The organism is Klebsiella sp. HN106 (assembly GCF_051209435.1).
In the GTDB taxonomy this organism is placed as follows: Bacteria; Pseudomonadota; Gammaproteobacteria; order Enterobacterales; family Enterobacteriaceae; genus Klebsiella; species Klebsiella oxytoca.
On sequence record NZ_JBLURD010000001.1, the window covers coordinates 687,872 to 709,382 of the forward strand.

Here is a 21,511-nt window from a genome sequence, read left to right on the forward strand (position 1 = left end):
TTGCTGCTTCTGCGGTTATTATTTCACTTCACGTGAACTTAATGGTTAGCAAACGCCTCTTCCGGTTGCGCCCGCCCGCTGAACAGCACCAGCAGTAGCGCTACGCCCGCGATAATCGCTCCCATCACCGGTACGAACGCATATCCCAGGCCGCCGGATATAACCGCGCCGCCCGCCGCCGCGCCCAGCGCGTTACCAAGATTGAAGGCCCCGATATTAACCGATGAAGACAGCCCCGGCGCCTCATGAGCGACGCGCATCACGCGCATCTGCAAAGGCGGTACCACCGCAAACGTCGCCGCCCCCCAGACAACCATACTTATCGCCGCTCCCACCTGCGACTGAGCCAGCAGCGGGATCGCCAGCATAATGACCATCAGCAGCAGAAGAAAGCCCTTCAGCGTTGCGGTAACGGAACGGTCGGCAAACTTACCGCCGAGATAGTTACCCAGCGAGAAACCGACGCCAATCAGCACCAGCATGGCGGTCACAAACAGCGGTGAAGCGTGGGTGATGGTATGCAGAACCGGGGAGATATAGGTATAAAGCGTGAACATCGCCCCGGCGCCCAACACGGTGGTCAATAGCGCCGACAGCACCTGCGGACGCATCAGCACCGCAAGTTCCTGCTTCACGTCCGGACGTTCGCCGGCGCTGCCCTTCGGTAGCGACAGCCACAGGCCGATCATCGCTACAACGCCCAGCCCCGCCGTTGCCAGAAACGACATTCGCCAGCCGATAGTTTCGCCCAGCCAGGTTGCCGCAGGAACGCCGCCGATATTGGCGATCGTCAGCCCCATAAACATCGTTGCTACCGCGCTGGCCTGCTTATGTTTAGGCACCACGCTCGCCGCCACCACCGAGCCGAGACCGAAGAAGGCGCCGTGGTTGAGGCTGGTAATAATGCGCGACAGCAGCAGCGTAGTGTAATCCGGGGCAATTGAAGAGAGCACATTACCGAGGGTAAAAATGGCCATCAGAAAGATTAGCGCATTTCTGCGCGCGCGGTGGGAGAGCAGCAGGGTCATTAACGGCGCACCGACCATCACGCCGATGGCATAAGCGCTAATGAGCATTCCCGCCGCCGGAATGGACACATCCACGCCTTTAGCAATAACCGGTAATAGTCCCATCGGGGAGAACTCGGTCGTGCCGATACCAAAGGCGCCGATCGCCAGTGCGAGCAGGGGAAAGTTGATTTTCATGCAGGAACTCCATCAGGCCGCCTTCAGCGACGGCATCTTATTCAGAAGTCAAAAGCATGACATCAATCACAGAAAAACAAAAGTAAACGAAATGGCAAAAGATTTTTGCGAAATTGATAATAATAGGCGGGGGGGTAAAGGGAGAGCGGCCCCTCCCTCTCAGTAAAGAATTAGTGCAGTACTGCAGTCAAACCTGCGGCAACAATCAAACCCAGAACAATAATCGTTGTCGTCAGCGAAAACTTTAAATTTGTATCCATCAATTTTTCCCCCTGATTATCCCCACATGAAAAGTGAGCTTGCTCATTTTTACACAGAATAGCGTAAAAATCTTCCGAGATTTAGAGTGATGCACATTTTTGCTCTTCCCCTTTGCCCCAAGATCGGACAAAATCCCACGCTAATTTGAAAGCGTATCGGCCATTGACCCCTTCCTGTCGTTCTGTGTCGTTTTCCCGACGTGATGCCATGATCCATTTTGGCGCCAGGGTGTGTACAGGCAATCGTTTACGTACCGATAAACAGACGATCAGGTCAAGGTCTGGAGTGAGAAGTAATGGCAACTATTAAAGATGTAGCGAAACGCGCAAACGTTTCCACTACAACAGTATCACATGTAATTAACAAAACCCGATTCGTAGCGGAAGAGACGCGCAATGCGGTATGGGCGGCCATTAAGGAGCTGCATTACTCCCCCAGCGCCGTTGCTCGCAGCCTGAAGGTCAATCACACCAAGTCTATTGGTCTGCTGGCGACCAGCAGCGAAGCGGCTTATTTCGCCGAGATTATCGAAGCAGTCGAGAAAAACTGCTTCCAGAAGGGCTATACCCTTATCCTCGGCAACGCCTGGAACGACCCGGAGAAACAGCGCGCCTATCTGTCAATGATGGCGCAGAAGCGCGTTGATGGCCTGCTGGTGATGTGCTCCGAGTATCCGGAATCAGTTTTAAGCATGCTGGAAGAGTATCGCCACATCCCGATGGTGGTCATGGACTGGGGCGAGGCAAAAGCCGACTTTACTGATTCGGTCGTCGATAACGCCTTCGAAGGCGGCTATATTGCCGGACGCTACCTGGTTGAACGCGGCCACCGCGATATCGGCGTGATCCCAGGCCCACTGGAGCGTAACACCGGTGCGGGCCGGCTGGCAGGCTTTATGAAAGCCATGGAAGAAGCGCAGATCGGCGTTCCGGAAAACTGGATTGTCCAGGGCGATTTTGAACCGGAGTCCGGCTATCGCGCCATGCAGCAAATTCTCAACCAGCATCCTCGCCCGACGGCTATTTTCTGCGGCGGCGATATTATGGCCATGGGCGCCATCTGCGCGGCGGATGAAATGGGGCTGCGCGTGCCGCAGGATATTTCGCTGATCGGTTATGATAACGTGCGCAACGCCCGCTACTTCAGCCCGGCGCTGACCACCATCCATCAGCCTAAAGACTCTCTGGGCGAAGCGGCCTTTAATATGCTGCTGGATCGCATCGTCAATAAGCGCGAAGTCTCGCAGTCGATTGAAGTCCATCCGCGTCTGGTCGAGCGCCGCTCTGTGGCCGACGGCCCGTTTGTCGATTACCGCCGTTAACCTTTCCTGCGGCGTCGGTTATTCCGGCGCCCGCAGCCACTCCCGATTCAGCGTTTCGCTATCGCCAAGATAATCCAGCAGCCATAACAGGGCCGGAGAGGCATCGCTTTGCTGCCACGTCAGACAGCAGGCAGCATCCGGGAATGGGTTCTCCAGCTCCAGCGCCGTCCATTCACCGCTATCGAGCCACGGCTTTGCTAAATGCCCGGGCACCATCCCGACGCACAGCCCCGCGGAGAGACAGGTTTCAGAGGCATCCCAGTCCGGCACAACCACCCTCTTCTGGTTATCGAGCAGCCAGGTGGTCCGCTTCGGCAGCGAGCGTGAAGTATCCTCTCTGACCAGCGATGGCCAGTTGCGCAGGACGTCATCGCTTAAAGGTCCCGTCATTTTGGCCAGCGGATGGTGGCTTGCGACGACGCAGTCCCAGCTCAGCATTCCCATATCACGAAAGGCGTAGCGGCCCCCGACCGGAATTGAGCGCGTTGCGCCGATCGCCAGCTCCACGCGACCGTCGGCCAGCGCATCCCAGACGCCGTTGAACACCTCCTGAAAAACAATCAGCTCAACGTCATCAAAGTGACGATAGAAATCAACGATCATCTGCCGCATACGCGTTGGCTTAACGATATTATCCACCGCGATAGAGAGCTGTCCGCGCCAGCCGTTGGCTATCTGCTGACACTGCTGGCGGGTGATCTGCATTTTTTTGATAACAGATCGCCCTTCCTGCAAAAACCAAACGCCGGCAGGGGTTAGCTCGACATCCCGATGGCGGCGTTCAAATAGCGGCACCGCCAGCCACTCTTCCAGCTGACGCACGGTATAGCTGACGGCCGAAGGGACGCGGTGCAATTCCTGCGCAGCGGCGCTAAAGCTGCCGTTGCGGGCGACAGCATCGACAACTTCAAGCGAGTATTCAGACCACATTTTCTGCCTGCAAAATTTTTGAATTCACCTGACAAATATTAGCGTTTCACAAGCCTGAATGCACTCCCTACACTCTGCGCCATCGTACCTGCATCACTAAAAAGAGAATGATATGCAACAACCTGGGAAAGGATTTTTAGTCTGGCTGGCCGGACTCAGCGTTCTGGGCTTTCTGGCCACCGATATGTACCTGCCGGCTTTTGCGGCCATGCAGCAAGATCTGCATACCTCAGCGGCGTCGATCAGCGCCAGCCTGAGTCTGTTTCTCGCGGGCTTTGCGCTGGGCCAGCTTTTCTGGGGGCCCATCTCCGATCGTTACGGCCGTAAACCGGTGCTGTTGAGCGGACTGGCCATCTTTGCCATCGGCTGTCTGGGCATGCTTTGGGTCCGCGATGCTACGCTGATGCTGGCGCTGCGTTTTATCCAGGCTCTGGGGGTTTGCGCCGCCGCGGTGACCTGGCAGGCTATGGTGACCGATTATTATCCTGCTCAAAAAACCAACCGCATTTTCGCCGCCATTATGCCCCTGGTGGGATTATCGCCTGCGCTGGCGCCGCTGCTCGGCAGCTGGTTACTGGTTCATTTTGAATGGCAGGCTATTTTTGCCGTTCTGTTCGCCATTACCCTGCTGTTAATGCTGCCAGCCCTGCGCCTGAAGGCGGCGAAAAAAAGGATCGTCAGCGCCCAGCAGAAGCTTACGTTCCTCGCCCTGCTGCGTTCGCGGGAATATAGCGGCAACGTGCTGATCTATGCCGCCTGTTCCGCCAGCTTCTTTGCCTGGCTGACGGGGTCGCCGTTTATCCTTCACGAGATGGGCTACGGCCCGACCGTTATCGGCCTGAGCTATGTTCCGCAAACCATCGCGTTTCTGGTAGGTGGCTACGGCTGCCGGGCGGCGCTGCAAAAATGGCAGGGCCAGCAAATTCTGCCGTGGCTGCTGGCGATCTTCGCCGTCAGCGTGGCCGCCACCTGGCTGGTTGGCCTGCGGGAAAATGCAACCCTGGTGGGATTAATGATTCCGTTCTGCGCCATGGCAGTGGTGAATGGCGGTATCTATCCTATCGTCGTCGCCCAGGCATTGAAGCCCTTCCCTGAGGCGACAGGCCGCGCCGCGGCGTTGCAAAACACCCTGCAGCTTGGCCTCTGTTTTTTGACCAGCCTGCTGGTCTCCACGCTGATCGCCACTCCGCTGCTAACGACCACCAGCGTGATGCTGGTCTCCATCGTGCTGGCCGGAATCGGCTACCGCATGCAGCATAAGGCCGCGCATCTGGAAACAGAATCGTCACATGCTTAAGGTATTCTGCTGATAGTTGCCAGATCCAGTAGTTAGCTTGCTAAGATATTTTTGTTGAAAGCCTGTTTTTAGCGGCCTATACTGGATCCGGCATCACATAAATAGAAAGATTAGTTGATTTTTAACGGGAGCAGGATGCATCCCGTTTTACCATGGAAGGCCTTTCGGCAAGGGTTATCTCCCTTCCTCTGTTCTACGTCGGATAGCAGCCTTACGGATTATCCGTGAGATTTCTCACAAAGCCAAAAAAGCGTCTACGCTGTTTTAAGGTTCTGATCACTTGGGCGTGATGGAGAAGCTATGAGTTCATCGTGTATAGAAGAAGTAAGTGTACCAAATGATGACTGGTACCGAATCGCAGCTGAATTATTAAGCCGTGCGGGCATTGAAATTAATGGTCCTGCGCCCTCCGATTTGCGGATTAAAAACCCTCATTTTTTTAAACGCGTTTTGCAGGAAGGGTCGCTGGGTTTAGGCGAGAGCTATATGGACGGCTGGTGGGATTGCGAGCGGCTGGATATATTTTTCCATAAAGTATTACGCGCCGGTCTGGAAAATCAGCTTCCCCATCATTTCAAAGATACCCTGCGTATCGCCACTGCACGCTTATTCAATCTGCAAAGTAAAAAACGGTCCTGGATTGTCGGGAAAGAGCATTACGATTTAGGCAACGATCTGTTCAGCCGCATGCTCGATCCCTATATGCAGTATTCCTGCGCTTACTGGAAGGATGCGCATAATCTGGAAGACGCACAGCAGGCAAAATTAGATCTCATCTGCCGTAAACTTCAGCTTGAGCCGGGGATGCGGGTGCTGGATATCGGCTGCGGCTGGGGTGGACTGGCCTACTATATGGCCAAAAATTACCAGGTCAGCGTTGTCGGCGTCACGATTTCAGCTGAGCAGCAAAAAATGGCCCAGCAGCGCTGCGCAGGTCTTGACGTTACTATCCTGCTGCAGGATTACCGCGACCTGCAAGAGAGCTTTGACCGTATCGTCTCAGTCGGCATGTTTGAACATGTCGGGCCGAAAAATTACGCCACCTACTTCGACGTGGTCGACCGGAATTTGAAACCCGAAGGCCGCTTCCTGCTGCATACTATCGGCTCGAAAAAAACCGACCATAACGTCGACCCGTGGATCGATAAATATATCTTCCCTAACGGCTGTTTGCCCTCAGTACGCCAGATTGCCGAAGCCAGCGAGCCGCATTTTGTTATGGAAGACTGGCATAATTTCGGTGCCGACTACGACACCACGCTAATGGCCTGGTATGAGCGCTTTCTGAATAGCTGGCCGGAAATTGCCGACAATTATTCGGAGCGCTTCAAACGCATGTTTAGCTATTACCTGAATGCCTGCGCCGGCGCTTTCCGCGCGCGCGATATTCAGCTCTGGCAGGTGGTTTTTTCTCGCGGTGCCGAACACGGCCTGCGCGTAGCCCGCTAAAAATTCCCCCGCTTCGGCGGGGGAATTTATTATTCGGCCGCGTTTTTCAGGGCCACTGCTGCTTCTTTTGCCGCCAGAACGCGCTCAACGGTATCGATAACGGCCTGAGTCTGCGGATCGATCTCAATATTTACCCGGTCCCCCAGCTTTTTCACGCCAAGGGTGGTGCGCTGCAGCGTTTCCGGGATCAAATGCACGCAAAACCGGGTGGGCGTCACTTCCCCTACCGTGAGGCTAATACCATCGACGCCGATATAGCCTTTATAAAGGATATATTTCATCAGCGTCGGGTCCTGAACCTTAAACCAGATTTGGCGATTATTTTCCGACGTCAGAATTTTAACCACTTCCGCGGTGGTCATAATATGGCCTGACATCAGGTGGCCGCCAATTTCATCGCTGAATTTTGCCGCTCGTTCGACGTTAACGCTGTCGCCCTCGCGCAGCGCGCCCAGATTGGTGATGCGCAAGGTCTCTTTCATCAGGTCAAAACTCACTCGCGCGCCATCGATATCGGTGACGGTTAAACAGCAGCCGTTATGAGCTACCGAAGCCCCAGTTTCGAGCCCCGCAAGCATATGCTCAGGCAGCTCCACGACGTGGGTGCGAAAGTTGGGTTTTTCATCAATGGCCACCACTCTGGCGGTCCCCTGCACAATACCGGTAAACATATTTTGCTCCTGTATGAATTCGTAACGGTATCAAGACCGTTTTAGGCTATGACACGAACAATAACAGGTGGCAAAACAGGTTGCCAGCGCACAACGTGTTGTGCGATTTTTTCACTGGCTAAATGGCTAATCCTCGCTACAATAGTCTGGCAAATCCCTCTGCTTTTTCTTCTTGCTGCCCCTGATGGCGGCTTTTTTAGTCCTCCAATAACAACAATATAAAGGTGTTTACGTGCAGAAGTATTTTATTGAAGCGCGTCAGTTATTAGCACTGGCTATACCCGTTATACTCGCCCAGGTCGCCCAAACCGCCATGGGCTTCGTCGATACCGTGATGGCGGGCGGCTATAGCGCCACCGATATGGCGGCCGTCGCCATCGGTACCTCCATCTGGCTGCCGGCAATCCTCTTCGGCCACGGCCTGCTGCTGGCCCTGACGCCCGTTATTGCTCAACTGAATGGTTCCGGCCGTCGCGACCGCATCGCCCACCAGGTACGCCAGGGGTTCTGGCTGGCGGGCTTCGTCTCGATCCTGGTCATGGTGGTACTGTGGAACGCTGGCTACATCATCAGCTCCATGCATAACATCGACCCGGCGATGGCGGAGAAGGCGGTCGGCTACCTGCGGGCGCTGCTGTGGGGCGCGCCCGGCTATCTGTTCTTCCAGGTAGCGCGTAACCAGTGTGAAGGCCTGGCAAAAACCAAGCCGGGCATGGTAATGGGGTTTATCGGTCTGCTGGTCAACATTCCGGTGAACTACATCTTTATCTACGGTCACTTTGGCATGCCTGAGCTCGGCGGGATCGGCTGCGGCGTGGCGACGGCTTCGGTGTACTGGGTGATGTTTTTCTGCATGCTCTCCTGGGTTCGCCGCGCGCGTTCGATGCGCGATATTCATAACGCTGAGCGCTTCAGCAAACCGGATTTCGTCGTTATCCAGCGTCTGGTGCAGCTGGGCCTGCCGATTGCGCTGGCGCTGTTTTTCGAAGTGACCCTGTTTGCCGTAGTTGCGCTGCTGGTCTCACCGCTGGGCATTGTCGACGTGGCCGGGCACCAGATTGCCCTAAACTTCAGCTCGCTGATGTTCGTATTACCGCTCTCCCTGGCGGCGGCGGTGACCATTCGCGTCGGTTTCCGTCTCGGGCAAGGCTCGACGCTGGAGGCGCAAACGTCGGCCAGAACCGGCGTCGGGGTTGGAGTGTGTATGGCCGTGATTACGGCGGTTTTCACCATTCTGATGCGTGAGCAAATCGCCCTGTTGTATAACGATAATCCTGAGGTTGTCGCGCTGGCGTCCCAGCTGATGCTGCTCGCGGCGATCTACCAGATCTCTGACTCCATACAGGTGATCGGCAGCGGCATCCTGCGCGGTTATAAAGATACGCGTTCCATCTTCTTTATTACCTTTACCGCCTACTGGGTTCTGGGGCTGCCGAGCGGCTATCTGCTGGCTCTGACCGATATCGTGGTGCCGCGCATGGGTCCCGCTGGCTTCTGGTGCGGATTTATCATTGGCCTCACCTCCGCTGCCGTAATGATGATGCTGCGCATGCGTTTCCTGCAGCGTCAGCCTTCCAGCGTCATATTGCAGCGCGCCGCGCGCTAATCTCTGGCGGCAATTTATCGATACCTGACGGCGCTGATTCAGCGCCGTTTTCGTCTCTTGATGAGCAAATCCTCTTTCGCATCAGTAAAATATAACCAATATGGATAAAACTTCTGCGATCGCGAGAAATCTGGAAGAAAAGTGACGTTTGCCTCTTGCCACAACCCCTCCCTGCCGCTAATATGCGTCCCCGTTGCCACTGCAACAATGCGTTCATAGCTCAGTTGGTTAGAGCACCACCTTGACATGGTGGGGGTCGTTGGTTCGAGTCCAATTGAACGCACCATAATGCGTTTATAGCTCAGTTGGTTAGAGCACCACCTTGACATGGTGGGGGTCGTTGGTTCGAGTCCAATTAAACGCACCATAATGCGTCCGTAGCTCAGTTGGTTAGAGCACCACCTTGACATGGTGGGGGTCGGTGGTTCGAGTCCACTCGGACGCACCATTTCACAGCCTCGTGATCTGGTGCCTTATTTCTCTCCCGCATTGAATTATCCTAAAATGACCTTCAGCATTGGCAAAACGCTATTTTCTGATTTTTCCCGGTTGTGTTCTTAATATCTTTCACGATTCCGACAACTTATTTTTAGCGCTTATGTAAAGAGACGTAAAGCCCTGCGTCGCCCGTTTCCCCCCGTATTAACGCAGCGGTCATAAATATATCCTGCAGTAATATAAATGTTTTCGTTAGTTCCTAGCCTGTTATGCTCGCAGCCACTTTAAACAAGCGGAACGGTAGCCACGGCATAATTCAGATTATTTCAAAAAATATCACCGCAAACCGGTTTGACTGTTCAAAAATACCGACTAAATTTAATTGCTGAACGACAACGGATACGTAATTAAATCGTATCTACCTGACATAAACTCACAGAGGTATGAAAATATGGCAGAACATCGTGGTGGTTCCGGTAATTTCGCTGAAGACCGTGATAAAGCATCTGAAGCTGGACGTAAAGGCGGTCAGCACAGCGGTGGTAATTTTAAAAACGATCCGCAACGTGCATCTGAGGCCGGTAAAAAAGGCGGTCAAAATAGTCATGGTGGCGGACGCAAATCTGACAACTCCTGATTATTAATCGATTCATTCTCTTGTAATTAATAAGAGTATCCTGCGGGTCTGCGGACTCGCAGTTATTCTCTAGCATTAAGGATATTCCCAATGAATATGAAGAGCATAGAAGACGTTTTTATTCATCTGTTATCGGATACTTATAGCGCGGAAAAACAATTAACCCGCGGCCTGGCTAAACTAGCCCGGGCGGCGTCAAGCGAGCAGCTTAGCGCCGCATTCAAAGCGCATCTCGAGGAGACCCAGGGGCAAATTGAACGTATCGATCAAATTGTCGAACAAGAAGCCAATATCAAAATTAAGCGCATGAAATGCGTGGCGATGGAGGGGCTTATAGAAGAAGCTAACGAGGTTATTGAGAGTACTGAGAAAAATGAAGTGCGCGATGCCGCGTTAATTGCCGCTGCGCAAAAAGTTGAACATTATGAAATTGCCAGCTACGGCACTCTCGCCACTTTAGCCCAACAGCTGGGTTATAAAAAAGCGGTTAAGCTTTTAACAGAAACGTTAGAAGAAGAGAAGTCAACCGATCTGAAATTAACTGACCTGGCGGTCGGCAATATTAATAAAGAAGCACAAAATAAATAGCCAGAAAATAACCTGATATTAAGGAGTTCATTATGAATCACGTTGAACACTATCACGACTGGCTACGCGATGCGCATGCAATGGAAAAACAAGCAGAATCCATGCTGGAGTCGATGGCTGGCCGTATCGATAACTACCCCGATTTGCGCAGCAGAATTGAACAGCACGTCACCGAAACCAAGCGCCAAATTACGGTTCTGGAAGAGATTCTGGATCGTAATGATATATCGCGGTCGGTGCTGAAAGATTCAATGAGTAAAATGGCTGCGTTAGGTCAATCTATTGGCGGCATGTTCCCTTCCGATGAAATCGTTAAGGGTTCAATTAGCGGCTATGTTTTCGAACAGTTTGAAATCGCGTGTTATACCTCTCTGCTTGCCGCTGCGAAAAGAGCCGGTGACACCGCGTCTATTCCCGCCATCGAATCCATTCTGGCGGAAGAGCGGGCCATGGCCGACTGGCTGCTGAAACATATCCCGCAAACAACGGAAGAGTTCCTTCTGCGCTCTGACGCAAAAGGCGTTGAAGCTAAAAAATAAGCAATAAGGATAAGAGCCTATGTTCCGACACGTTAAGCAACTTCAGTATACCGTCAGGGTCGCGGAACCTAATCCGGGGCTGGCTAATCTCCTTCTGGAGCAATTCGGCGGCCCTCAGGGCGAACTCGCCGCCGCATGCCGATATTTCACACAGGGCCTGAGCGATGACGATCCGGGTCGCAAGGATATGCTGATGGACATTGCTACCGAAGAGCTGAGCCACCTTGAAATTATCGGCTCGCTGGTAGGTATGCTCAATAAAGGGGCGAAAGGCGCCCTGGCGGAAGGTACGGAAAACGAAGCCGATCTGTACCGCTCGCTTACCGCTAACGGCAACGACAGCCATATTACCTCTTTGTTATATGGCGGAGGCACGCCGCTGACCAATTCCGCCGGCGTGCCCTGGACCGCAGCATACATTGACACCATTGGTGAACCCACCGCGGATTTACGCTCCAACGTGGCCGCCGAGGCGCGCGCTAAAATCATCTATGAGCGCCTGATAAACGTCACCGATGACCCCGGCGTGAAGGATGCGCTGGCCTTTCTGATGACCCGAGAAGCCGCCCATCAGCTCTCTTTTGAGAAGGCGCTTCAATCCATCAGAAACAACTATCCGCCGGGCAAACTACCGCCAATCACTGACTACGCCAGCACCTACTACAATATGTCAGAGGGCGATGACATTCGCGGCAGCTGGAATAGCGATCTGCACTTCGAGTATATTGCGAATCCGCAGCCTGCAGTAGATGGCGGAGATGGCGGTGCCAGCGTTAAGCTAACGGCCGAACAAAAGGCCCTGGTGAAAACCATGGCGAAACGCACCCAATCCGACCCGGAAGGCGATCCTCTCACCGGCGCAGAACTTGGCGCGGGTAAGAAAAAGCCGTAATCAGCAACGATCGGTTGTTAATCACTTCCCCCTGCCTGGTTCGGGGGGTTGTTATGTGATGGGGTTCAGAACATGTTTGAACTCGATGCGTTTAATCTGGCAAGGCTACAGTTCGCATTTACCGTCTCTTTTCATATCCTGTTTCCGGCGATTACCATCGGACTGGCCAGCTATCTGGTGGTGCTGGAGGGGATGTGGCTGCGGACAAAAGATGACGTCTGGCGCTCGTTATATAATTTCTGGCTGAAGATTTTTGCCGTTAATTTCGGCATGGGCGTGGTATCAGGCCTGGTGATGGCCTATCAGTTCGGTACCAACTGGAGCGGTTTCTCTCAGTTTGCCGGGAGTATTACCGGTCCCCTGCTGCTGTATGAAGTCCTCACCGCGTTTTTCCTCGAAGCGGGCTTCCTGGGCGTCATGCTTTTTGGCTGGAACAAAGTCCCCCCAGGACTGCATTTTTTCACCACCTGCATGGTGGCGCTCGGCACGCTAATGTCCACCTTCTGGATCCTCGCCTCCAATAGCTGGATGCAGACGCCGCAGGGCTTTACCATTGAAAACGGTCACGTCATTCCCCAGGACTGGCTGGCGATTATTTTCAACCCATCTTTCCCGTATCGCCTGTTACACATGGCGATCGCCGCTTTTCTCAGCAGTGCGATGTTCGTGGGCGCCTCTGCCGCCTGGCACCTTCTGCGCGGGAACAATACCCCTGCCATACGTAAAATGTTCTCCATGGCGATGTGGATGGCCCTGCTGGTTGCGCCAATTCAGGCCTTCGTTGGCGATATGCACGGCCTCAATACCCTTGAGCATCAGCCGGCAAAAATCGCCGCCATAGAAGGCCACTGGGAGAATAAACACGGCGAGGCTACCCCGCTGCTGTTGTTTGGCATACCGGATATGGAGGAAGAGCGTACCAAATACGGGCTGGAAATTCCGGCGCTTGGCAGCCTGATCCTGACCCATAGCCTGGATAAGCAGGTCCCAGCGCTGAAAGATTTTCCGAAAGAGAATCGGCCAAACTCCCTCATCGTTTTCTGGTCGTTCCGCATCATGGTGGGTATGGGCGTGCTGATGATTGCCCTCGGCGTCTGGAGCCTGTGGCTTCGCTATCAGCAGCGTCTTTTCCACTCTCGCGCCTTCCAGTGGTGCGCCCTGGCGATGGGGCCGGCAGGACTGCTGGCGCTGTTGGCCGGCTGGATCACGACCGAAGCGGGACGTCAGCCCTGGGTCATTTATGGTTTTTTACGGACCCGGGATGCGGTATCGCTGCACAGCACGGCGCAAATGGTCGTCAGCCTGCTGGTCTTTATCGTGGTGTACTGTTCGGTCTTTGGCGTCGGTTATTACTACATTGTCCGGCTTATTAAGAAAGGGCCGCAGCCCGTCAGCGAATTGACATCGTCAACGTCCGGCACGCCGGCTCGCCCCCTTTCTGCCGCAGAAGCCGTGCCTGAAGAGGAGACTCGCTAATGGGCATCGATATTCCCGTCATCTGGTTTGTCATCATTGTATTCGCCACATTGATGTATATCGTTATGGACGGCTTCGATCTTGGCATCGGAATTTTATTCGGCTTTGTACCGAATGCTCATGAACGCGACGTGATGATGAATAGCGTCGCCCCGATGTGGGATGGCAATGAGACATGGCTGGTGCTGGGCGGCGCGGGGCTATTTGGCGCCTTTCCCCTGGCCTACGCCGTTATCACCGATGCGCTGGCTATCCCGCTCACCGCCATGCTCATTGGCCTGATCTTCCGCGGCGTCGCCTTTGAGTTCCGCTTCAAGGCCACCCCCTCGCATCAAAAGTTCTGGGACTACTCTTTTGTCAGCGGCTCCCTGCTGGCGACCTTTAGCCAGGGGATGGTGGTAGGCGCGGTCATCAACGGTTTTGAGGTCGCCGACCGCAGGTTTGCCGGCTCGGCGCTCGACTGGCTGACGCCCTTTAGCCTGTTCTGCGGCTTAGGGCTGGTCGTCGCGTATATGCTGCTTGGTACGACCTGGCTGATTATGAAAAGCGAAGGCGCCCTACAACAGCGCATGCGTGAGCTGACTCGCCACACGCTTCTGGCGCTGATGGCGGTCATCGCCGTTGTGAGCGTCTGGACGCCGCTGGGCTGGCCCTCCGTGGCTGAGCGCTGGTTTACCCTGCCTAATTTCTACTGGTTTGTACCCGTTCCTGTACTGGTCATTGCCTTAAGCCTGTGGATCTGGCGGTTAAGCGCCCATCCTGGTAGCCATGCCCGCCCTTTCCTGCTTACGCTTGGGCTCATTTTTCTTGGCTTTAGTGGTCTGGGTATCAGTCTCTGGCCCAACATCATCCCTCCGCATATTACGCTGTGGGAAGCCTCCGCGCCGCCCGCCAGCCAGCTCTTTATGCTGGTAGGGACCCTGCTTATCATTCCGGTGATTTTGGTTTACACCGCATGGAGCTACTACGTATTCCGCGGCAAAGTTTCCGGCACTGAAGGCTATCACTGAGGTGCGCTATGGCGGACTGGCATACGCGAGCCATCATTTATCAGATTGATTCAGCCCTGTTTTACGATCTCAACGGCGATGGCTGCGGCGATATCGCCGGAATGACGGCGAAGCTGCGCTATATTCGCCGAATGGGCGCGACGGTGATCTGGATAACGCCCTTCTACCTGACGCCTTTTCTGGATGAGGGTTACGATGTCAGCGATCATCTGCAGGTCGATCCGCGCTTTGGACAACTGGCGGATATCATTGCCTTTATCGAGCAGGCCCGTGAACTGGGGATGCAGGTCATTATTGAATTGCTGATTCAACATACCTCTGACGCGCACCCCTGGTTTCAACAAGCGCGCCGCAGTCGACGCTCGCCGTTTCGCGACTATTACCTGTGGTCAGACAACGATGATGATGATACGCCGCCGATGTTCCCCGGCGTCGAAGAGAGCATCTGGTCCTGGGATGCTGAGGCCGGGCAATATTATCGGCATATGTTTTATCGTCATGAACCGGATCTCAACCTGGCCTCGCCAGCGGTCATCAAAGAGGTCGAAAATATCGTCATTTTTTGGCTAAAGCTGGGGGTGTCCGGCTTTCGCCTCGATGCGGCCTCGCATCTGACTAAGCAGGCCGGACGCGGCGAGGAGAAACGCGGGCTGTGGCTTCTCGAACATCTACGCCGCCTGATTGAACGGCACAACCCGCAGGCCATACTGCTCGGCGAAGTCGACGTTGAGGTGGCGGAGTATCGCGACTATTTTGGCGATAATAATCGACTTAATATGGTGCTTAACTTCTGGTTGAACAAAAATTTTTACGTCAGTCTCGCGAGTAAGAACGCCCGTCCGCTGATCGACGCCATCACGAAAACCATCGTGCCGCCCGACGCCTGCTGCTTCGCCAACTGGCTACGTAATCACGATGAACTGGATCTTGAAGGGGTAGGCCGCAAGAAAAAGCAAACCGTGATGGATGCCTTCGCCCCGGATAAGGAGATGAACGTTTACCAGCGCGGTATCCGCCGTCGGCTGGCCCCCATGCTGAACGGCGATCGGCGGCGGCTGGCGCTCTGTCATGCCGTACTCTTTTCGCTCCCCGGCGTACCGATAATGCGCTACGGGGATGAAATTGGGATGGGTGACAATCTGGCCCTGGAAGAGCGCTACGCGGTGCGCACGCCGATGCAATGGGCCGGCTCAGCGGGCGGCGGTTTCTCCGCAGCCGATCCTGCTACTTTTGTCGCTCCATTGATCGATAAGGGGCCGTTTCGCTATCAGAAGGTCAACGTCGCTGATTCGCTGCTGCACCGTCATTCCCTTCTGCATCGCATTATAGATATCGCCAATACGCGGTGCGAGTTTCCGGAAATCGCCGTTGCGCCTTTTCGCATTATCGGCATCGATCGGCAGGCGATTCTGGGGATTTGCTACGATGCCGACCAACGCCGCGTCATCACCTTTCTTAATTTCAGCGACAAGCGCGTGCGCTTCACCGCGAAAGAGATTGCCGAGGGCGTCTGGACGCCCTGCCTGGCCGACAAAACCTATGCTGACGACCTTGTTGCGGGTAAGCGCGTTGAGCTGGAGATTGGCGCCTATGGCTACCGATGGTTCTGGACCAACAGTAGCGCGCTGCGTTAGCGTTTTTTACGCGAGATAAACCATTTTGCCAACAACCATCCCGCCGCTGCCGCGCCGCCGAGCAGCGCTTTTCCCGGCACGCCGGAGGTGATGGCGGCGGCGCGATACTTCGCCTCGGAGGAAAAACGCCCGTGGGTTTTATGCAGTCTGCTGACCGGCTGTTGTAGATAATCCTGCCGGTCAGCGACATTCCTGTGCCGGGTCATTTGCCCTTCCCATGCTTTATTAACCATCAGTCGATCGAGGAAGCCGGGGAAGAGAAATTGCCCAACGATAGACTGGATTGTGCTGCTCCCCACCCAGAGTTCACGCACGGGCCTGCGTGCAACGTTGAATATAGCCTCTGCGGCCACCTCCGGCTGATAGACGGGGGGCACCGGGCGCATCGCCCAGGCAAACTTATTGCGCGCCCACTCAAACTGCGGCGTATTCAGGCCAGGCATCTGTACCATTGAGATACTCACGCCGCTCTTTTCATGCATCAGTTCCGTGCGAACCGCATCGGTAAAGCCCCGAATCGCGGCCTTCGCCCCGCAGTAGGCGGACTGTAGCGGTTTGGAGCGATAGGCCAGCGCGGAACCGACCTGGATAATGATGCCGCGATCGCGGGGCGTCATTAGCTCCAGCGCGGCGCGGGTGCCGTTGACGTAACCAAGATAGGTGACTTCGGTGACCCGCGAAAATTCATCGTGGGTCATCGTCCTGAAAGGCGCCAGCACCGCGCACATGGCGTTATTGACCCACACCTCGATAGCCCCTAATTGCTTTTCGATCTCGCAGGCGGCAGTGTTAATCGCATCCGCATCAGCGACATCGGCCTGAACGACATGCACCCGAACGCCAAACTGCCGCAGCGCCTGCTGCGTCGCTTCAAGGCTTTGACGATCGCGGGCGATAATCCCCACGTCATAGCCTGCCCGCGCAAAGCGAACAGCCGTTGCTTTGCCGACGCCCGCAGTACCGCCGGTGATCGTCATGACCGCCATAGAACCTCCGCCATGAAAGTGTTATTCGCCCTGCCAGCCGGGCAGTTTCTCCATCAGCATCGCCAGCGAGTAGCGTACGGATTTCTCAACGACATCCTGGCAGCCGCCGGAAAACAGCACCTTCTGCGCGTCGATTGCGCCGCGAAAATTCCATGCGAACCAGACGGTTCCCGCAGGCGTCCCGTCCTCGCCGCCGTCCGGCCCAGCGTATCCGCTTATCGCGATGCTGATATCCGCTCCGGAACACTCCAGCGCGCCCGCCGACATCTCTTCCACGGCCTGTCGACTGACGGCGCTATACTTTTCCAGCGTCGAAGCCTTAACGCCGAGAAGTTTTTGCTTCGCACGGTCGCTAAAGGTGATTAAACCAATATCGTAAAACGCAGCCGTATCCTCCTCCGCGCACAGCGCTGCCGCCAGGCTTCCCCCGGTACACGACTCAGCGGTGGTTAAGCGTAAACGACGGTCGGTCAATGCGATGGCGACTTGTTTGGTCAGCTCACCGGTGGTTTTCGCCTGGTTATAAGGATTATTCGCCATAAAGATACCTTCTTAACTTTCAGCAGGAATAATAGAAATATGTCCGTTCCTTTCCAGTATGGCATATTTGATTTTACTTAATTCCGTAATACCCTGATTCTGCCGTGCGGCCACAAGAATATCATCGCAGGAGACATCCACTTTTTTGAGTTTATCAATTAACGGAACGCCGTTTTCGACTAAAATTACCGGGCAGCCATCAAGCGCTGACTCGGCGCCAGCCATATATTTTTTCATTAATCCAAAGAGCATATCCACCACCACCAGCGTGATAATCGTCAGCATGGCGCCGGTAACCGAAAAGTCGTTCCCCAGCAGCGCCTGTTGTGTCGCTTCGCTGATGATAAGTAATAAAATCAGATCAAAGCTGGTCATTTGTAATAGCGCCCGGCGTCCGGCGATTTTAAAAACCACCAGCAAAATTAAATAAATGGCCAGCGCCCGCAACACCATCTCCATCACGTTCTCCTAAGGATAAATAAATTGCCAGAAGCGAATTTCAGGTTCGCTATTAAGCTGTAAAGCGTGGTTCAGCTTGCCGGGAGCGGTGGGCGTAACGTAGAGCCATATGGAAAAATTTTCCATACTTTTCAAATTATTATAAACCAAAAAGAGTCGATCGTCCTTACTGTACATGCTATCTGGCTGGGGCCAGATAGTATTGGTTTCGAGCGATGAAGTAAAATCACCGCCAAGGCTAAAAACATATTTATTGGCGACGCGCGAATGGGCAGTAATTTTTAGTCGGAACTCAGTTTGCAAACGGCCAAAACGCTCATAAACCACGGTTAAATTTTGCTGGGCATTTGTTTTTTCAGCACGGCTCAAATAGCCGGTGGAAAAAATCCCGGCCAGCGCTGCGAAGATGATTAATAATAATATCCCGAGCCCGATCTTACGAGCAGCGCATTCAAAATTAAGAAAAAGTTCACTCTCTTTTATCCCGGGCAGCTTCTCTTTTTCACTGACCATTTTTCACCTCACCGTTGCGCTTATCATCGCGGCGCCAGCTTAAGGAATAGCAATCAGGTTTAATATGTCAAGTTCATCGCGGCAAACCAGGAATATTAGCAAAACAAAATACCGTGCATTATTCATTGCGCCGCTTCTCCCCTCCCCACGCTCAGACCCGAACGGTCTTGCCGACCCGGCGGTCCGCGTCGCGAACTCACCTTCAACGGATACGCAAACCGTAGCACGCGGATAGCGCAGGAAAAATTTATTGTGAGTCAGGTCATGTTTTATAACAAGGCGGTTGACCCGGCCGGTCAGCAAAAATATTTTATGCCCATGTGATATCGATTTCATAACCATCATGGCAACCATAAAAGACGTAGCAGAAAAAGCAGGTCTGTCGGTGACGACGGTCTCCCGCTTCCTGAACAATCATCCTTATATCGCTGAAGATAAAAAGGAAAAAATTCTCGCGGCGATGAAAGAGCTCGATTACGAGCCAAGCACCGTCGCGCAGCAGATGCGCGGCGTGAAAACCCACCGCATTGGCGTACTCATTTCGAGGATCACTAACCCCTTTTTCGCCAGCCTGGTGGACGCTCTCGAAGTCACCGCGCGTAAACACGGCTACTCAGTGCTGATCGTTCAGAACCACAATAGCGCGGGCGAAGAGGAGAACTGTCTCGATCTGCTGAAGAAAAAGATCATCGACGGCCTTATCTTGTGCGCTGTCGAAAGTGATAAGGACGTGATCGAGCAATATCAGAAATATGGTCCGATCCTGCTGTGCAACACCAGCATCGATAACACGACTCTGCCCGTGGTCAGAATGGACGATGAACTGGCGACCTATCGCGCCGTCAGTTGGCTGCTGCATAAAGGGTATAGAAGAATCGCCTACTCTACCGGCGGCGCATTCCAGCAAAAGGGCCACGGTAGCAGAAGGAACCGCGGCTTTATTGCCGCCATGCAGCAGGGGCAGCAGCCGATTGACGAGCGGCTGGTTTTCCGCCACGTACACACCTGGCGCGACGGACAGCGTCTGGCTGAGCAGATCCTACAGATGGCCAAAAGCGAACGTCCCGATGCAATTTTCGCCGGCAGCGATGAAGTCGCCTGCGGCTTAATTTCTGCGCTCTCGGCCAACGGCATCAGCGTTCCCGGCGAACTGGCGGTCATGGGCTTTGATAACCTTCCGGTGGCGGAGATGGTGCATATTCCGCTCACTACCGTTAGCCAACCCATTGAGCAACTGGGCCGCATCTCGGTAGAACGCCTGCTGGCCCTGATCAACAACACGCACTATCGCTATGACGAGGAAGACCTGAAATCGGAACTGGTCATCCGGGCCTCGGCGTAATTTTTTTAACTCAATATGGTATCGATTTCATACTCAGGAGAAACGATGAATCAGTCACAACAAGGGGCATGGTGGAAGGAAGCGGTCATTTATCAGGTGTACCCAAAAAGCTTCTATGACAGCAATAACGATGGCATTGGCGATATCCAGGGGATAATCGCGAAACTGCCGTATCTGAAAACGCTGGGCATCACCATGATTTGGGTCTCGCCGTTCTACCTCTCGCCGGGTGCGGACAACGGCTACGATATCGCCGACTACTATGCAGTGAACCCCGATTTAGGTCAGCTGCAGGATATTGACGACCTGATTAAGCAGGCAGGCGAACTGGGGATTGGGATCATGGTGGATCTGGTGGTTAATCATACCAGCGATGAACACCGCTGGTTCCAGGCCGCGCTGGCGGACCCTGCCTCAAAATACCGTGATTACTACATCTTTAAGCCCGCCGTTGCTGGTGCCGCGCCTAATAACTGGCGTTCGATTTTTGGCGGCAGCGCGTGGGAAAAAGTGGCTGGCGAAGAGTGCTACTATTTGCACGTTTTTCATAAAAAACAGCCCGACCTGAACTGGGAAAACCCGCAGCTGCGCCAGGAAATCTACGCCATGATTAACTGGTGGCTGGATAAAGGCATCGCCGGTTTTCGCATCGATGCAATTACGTTTATTAAAAAAGATCAGGATTACGCCTCCCTGCCCGCCGACGGCGTCGATGGTCTGGCCTCCATTAAAACGAAATCGCGCAACCGTCCGGGAATTGAATGTTTTCTGCACGAGCTGAAAGAACACACCTTCAACCGCCATCGCTGCGTAACGGTAGGCGAAGCGCCCGGTGTGCCTCTGCAGGAGTACGACAGCTATATCGGCCCGGACGGCTATTTCAATATGATCTTCGATTTTCACGCTGCCGATATCGATGTCGAGAACGGCTCGGAGTGGTTTAAGCAGCGCAACTGGCGCGTGGGCGAATTCAAAGAAGCGCTTTTTGCCAGCCAGCGCGCTTTTTGTCAGGCCGGCTGGGGGACGACGTTTATTGAAAACCACGACCAGCCCCGCGCGCTGTCCAAACTCATCCGCGACGCGGATTACCAAAATGACATCGGTGCCAAAGCGCTGGCCGCGATGTACTTCTTTATGGCCGGAACGCCGTTTATTTACCAGGGCCAGGAGCTGGGGATGAAAAATTTCTGCCGGCAGTCAATTGCGGAATTTGACGATATTTCCAGTCTGGATAACTATCACCGCTCCCTGGCGGAAGGTTTCTCTGAACAGCAGGCGTTAGGCTTTATTAATCAGCGCTCCCGGGACAACTCGCGAACGCCCTTCCCGTGGTCGAATAGCGTCAACGGCGGATTTAATCAGGGTGCGCAGCCCTGGCTGGCGTTTTCTTCAACCGACTTTAGCGTCAATGCGCAAAGCCAGATAAACGATGCGCATTCGGTGTTCGCGTTTTACCAGAAGATGATCGCCTTGCGGAATAAGCACTATCCGCAAGCGCTGATTTATGGGTCATTCGCCGCCGTGGAGGACGTTGACGAGCGTATCGTTGCCTACCAGCGCGCAACACACAACGAACGTTTTATCTCTATCACCAACTTAAGCGCGCAGCATCTGCCTTACACGCTCCCGGCAGGAGAGATTGTACTCAATAATTATGCCGACGCCGACGCCACCCTGAAACCTTATCAAACCATTCTCGTTAAGGAATGAGTTAAAT

21 protein-coding genes and 3 tRNA genes are annotated in these 21,511 nt (G+C 54.1%); 16 read left to right on the plus strand and 8 right to left on the minus strand.

Translation table 11 applies throughout. The features are described 5' to 3' along the window. Positions 1-38: 38 nt before the first annotated feature. Complete coding sequence (locus tag ACSIPU_RS03250; RefSeq protein ID WP_016810093.1) at positions 39-1,205, minus strand: MFS transporter; 1,167 nt, start codon at positions 1,203-1,205, stop codon at positions 39-41. Positions 1,206-1,375: 170 nt separating this feature from the next. Beyond that, positions 1,376-1,465, minus strand: a complete 90-nt coding sequence (locus ACSIPU_RS03255; protein ID WP_049082851.1) for a cytochrome bd-I oxidase subunit CydH — start codon at positions 1,463-1,465, stop codon at positions 1,376-1,378. 296 nt (positions 1,466-1,761) lie between these two features. Here ACSIPU_RS03255 and purR point away from each other — a divergent pair, with 296 nt between their 5' ends. Then, positions 1,762-2,787 carry an HTH-type transcriptional repressor PurR gene (gene purR / locus ACSIPU_RS03260; protein WP_004102700.1) on the plus strand — a complete coding sequence of 342 codons (1,026 nt, stop codon included), beginning with the start codon at positions 1,762-1,764 and terminating at the stop codon, positions 2,785-2,787. A gap of 18 nt (positions 2,788-2,805) precedes the next feature. Here the strand turns inward: purR and punR are convergent, their stop codons facing one another. Continuing rightward, on the minus strand, positions 2,806-3,717 hold the full coding sequence (gene punR, locus ACSIPU_RS03265) for a DNA-binding transcriptional activator PunR (protein ID WP_004102702.1): 912 nt from the start codon (positions 3,715-3,717) through the stop codon (positions 2,806-2,808). 112 nt (positions 3,718-3,829) lie between these two features. On the opposite strand from punR, the gene punC reads away from it, so the two are divergent. Together punC and cfa are read left to right on the plus strand one after the other, a co-directional pair. After that, positions 3,830-5,014 (plus strand): purine nucleoside transporter PunC, encoded by a 1,185-nt coding sequence (gene punC, locus ACSIPU_RS03270; RefSeq protein ID WP_004102704.1) that lies wholly within the window; start codon positions 3,830-3,832, stop codon positions 5,012-5,014. Positions 5,015-5,314: 300 nt separating this feature from the next. Continuing rightward, positions 5,315-6,463: a cyclopropane fatty acyl phospholipid synthase gene (gene cfa / locus ACSIPU_RS03275; protein WP_004102706.1), complete on the plus strand. Its 1,149-nt coding sequence runs from the start codon at positions 5,315-5,317 to the stop codon at positions 6,461-6,463. Positions 6,464-6,492: 29 nt separating this feature from the next. Here the strand turns inward: cfa and ACSIPU_RS03280 are convergent, their stop codons facing one another. Then, on the minus strand, positions 6,493-7,134 hold the full coding sequence (locus ACSIPU_RS03280) for a riboflavin synthase (RefSeq protein ID WP_004102708.1): 642 nt from the start codon (positions 7,132-7,134) through the stop codon (positions 6,493-6,495). A 232-nt stretch (positions 7,135-7,366) separates the two neighbouring features. Here ACSIPU_RS03280 and mdtK point away from each other — a divergent pair, with 232 nt between their 5' ends. The 11 genes from mdtK (at position 7,367) to ACSIPU_RS03335 (ending at position 15,954) form a co-directional block, all read left to right on the plus strand. Further along, positions 7,367-8,740 (plus strand): MdtK family multidrug efflux MATE transporter, encoded by a 1,374-nt coding sequence (gene mdtK / locus ACSIPU_RS03285; RefSeq protein WP_017145742.1) that lies wholly within the window; start codon positions 7,367-7,369, stop codon positions 8,738-8,740. Between the two features lie 209 nt (positions 8,741-8,949). Beyond that, positions 8,950-9,026 (plus strand) — tRNA-Val (locus ACSIPU_RS03290). 4 nt (positions 9,027-9,030) lie between these two features. Beyond that, positions 9,031-9,107 (plus strand) — tRNA-Val (locus ACSIPU_RS03295). A 4-nt stretch (positions 9,108-9,111) separates the two neighbouring features. Next, positions 9,112-9,188, plus strand: a tRNA-Val gene (locus ACSIPU_RS03300). A gap of 441 nt (positions 9,189-9,629) precedes the next feature. Further along, a complete protein-coding gene (locus tag ACSIPU_RS03305) occupies positions 9,630-9,815 on the plus strand; it encodes a general stress protein (protein ID WP_004136767.1) in 186 nt (61 codons plus the stop codon). Positions 9,816-9,905: 90 nt separating this feature from the next. Further along, positions 9,906-10,403: a YciE/YciF ferroxidase family protein gene (locus ACSIPU_RS03310; RefSeq protein ID WP_004102712.1), complete on the plus strand. Its 498-nt coding sequence runs from the start codon at positions 9,906-9,908 to the stop codon at positions 10,401-10,403. A gap of 32 nt (positions 10,404-10,435) precedes the next feature. Beyond that, complete coding sequence (locus ACSIPU_RS03315; RefSeq protein ID WP_004102713.1) at positions 10,436-10,942, plus strand: ferritin-like domain-containing protein; 507 nt, start codon at positions 10,436-10,438, stop codon at positions 10,940-10,942. 19 nt (positions 10,943-10,961) lie between these two features. Beyond that, positions 10,962-11,834, plus strand: coding sequence for a manganese catalase family protein (locus tag ACSIPU_RS03320; protein ID WP_004102714.1), 873 nt, complete (start codon positions 10,962-10,964; stop codon positions 11,832-11,834). A gap of 72 nt (positions 11,835-11,906) precedes the next feature. Further along, positions 11,907-13,310, plus strand: coding sequence for a cytochrome ubiquinol oxidase subunit I (locus ACSIPU_RS03325; protein ID WP_032728363.1), 1,404 nt, complete (start codon positions 11,907-11,909; stop codon positions 13,308-13,310). Continuing rightward, a complete protein-coding gene (cydB, locus tag ACSIPU_RS03330; RefSeq protein WP_435321593.1) occupies positions 13,310-14,320 on the plus strand; it encodes a cytochrome d ubiquinol oxidase subunit II in 1,011 nt (336 codons plus the stop codon). The genes ACSIPU_RS03325 and cydB overlap by 1 nt, the downstream gene beginning before the upstream one ends. A gap of 8 nt (positions 14,321-14,328) precedes the next feature. Continuing rightward, complete coding sequence (locus ACSIPU_RS03335) at positions 14,329-15,954, plus strand: alpha-amylase family protein (protein WP_004102717.1); 1,626 nt, start codon at positions 14,329-14,331, stop codon at positions 15,952-15,954. Here ACSIPU_RS03335 and ACSIPU_RS03340 read toward each other — a convergent pair. From ACSIPU_RS03340 to ACSIPU_RS03355, 4 genes are read right to left on the minus strand one after another with little or no spacing between them, the layout of a single operon-like run. Continuing rightward, on the minus strand, positions 15,951-16,940 hold the full coding sequence (locus tag ACSIPU_RS03340) for an SDR family oxidoreductase (RefSeq protein WP_196557521.1): 990 nt from the start codon (positions 16,938-16,940) through the stop codon (positions 15,951-15,953). The genes ACSIPU_RS03335 and ACSIPU_RS03340 overlap by 4 nt on opposite strands. Before the next feature lie 21 nt (positions 16,941-16,961). After that, positions 16,962-17,480 carry a 2-oxo-tetronate isomerase gene (locus ACSIPU_RS03345; protein ID WP_004102720.1) on the minus strand — a complete coding sequence of 173 codons (519 nt, stop codon included), beginning with the start codon at positions 17,478-17,480 and terminating at the stop codon, positions 16,962-16,964. 12 nt (positions 17,481-17,492) lie between these two features. Beyond that, the gene (locus tag ACSIPU_RS03350; RefSeq protein ID WP_004102722.1) at positions 17,493-17,939 is read right to left on the minus strand and encodes a DUF421 domain-containing protein; all 447 of its coding nucleotides are present in this window, start codon (positions 17,937-17,939) and stop codon (positions 17,493-17,495) included. Between the two features lie 9 nt (positions 17,940-17,948). Further along, entirely contained in the window at positions 17,949-18,452 is a 504-nt protein-coding gene (locus ACSIPU_RS03355; protein WP_004102724.1) for a hypothetical protein, read from the minus strand. Positions 18,453-18,795: 343 nt separating this feature from the next. On the opposite strand from ACSIPU_RS03355, the gene ACSIPU_RS03360 reads away from it, so the two are divergent. Further along, complete coding sequence (locus ACSIPU_RS03360) at positions 18,796-19,794, plus strand: LacI family DNA-binding transcriptional regulator (RefSeq protein ID WP_032728703.1); 999 nt, start codon at positions 18,796-18,798, stop codon at positions 19,792-19,794. Between the two features lie 45 nt (positions 19,795-19,839). Then, positions 19,840-21,504 carry an alpha-glucosidase gene (locus ACSIPU_RS03365; protein ID WP_049121649.1) on the plus strand — a complete coding sequence of 555 codons (1,665 nt, stop codon included), beginning with the start codon at positions 19,840-19,842 and terminating at the stop codon, positions 21,502-21,504. The last annotated feature ends 7 nt before the right edge of the window (positions 21,505-21,511 follow it).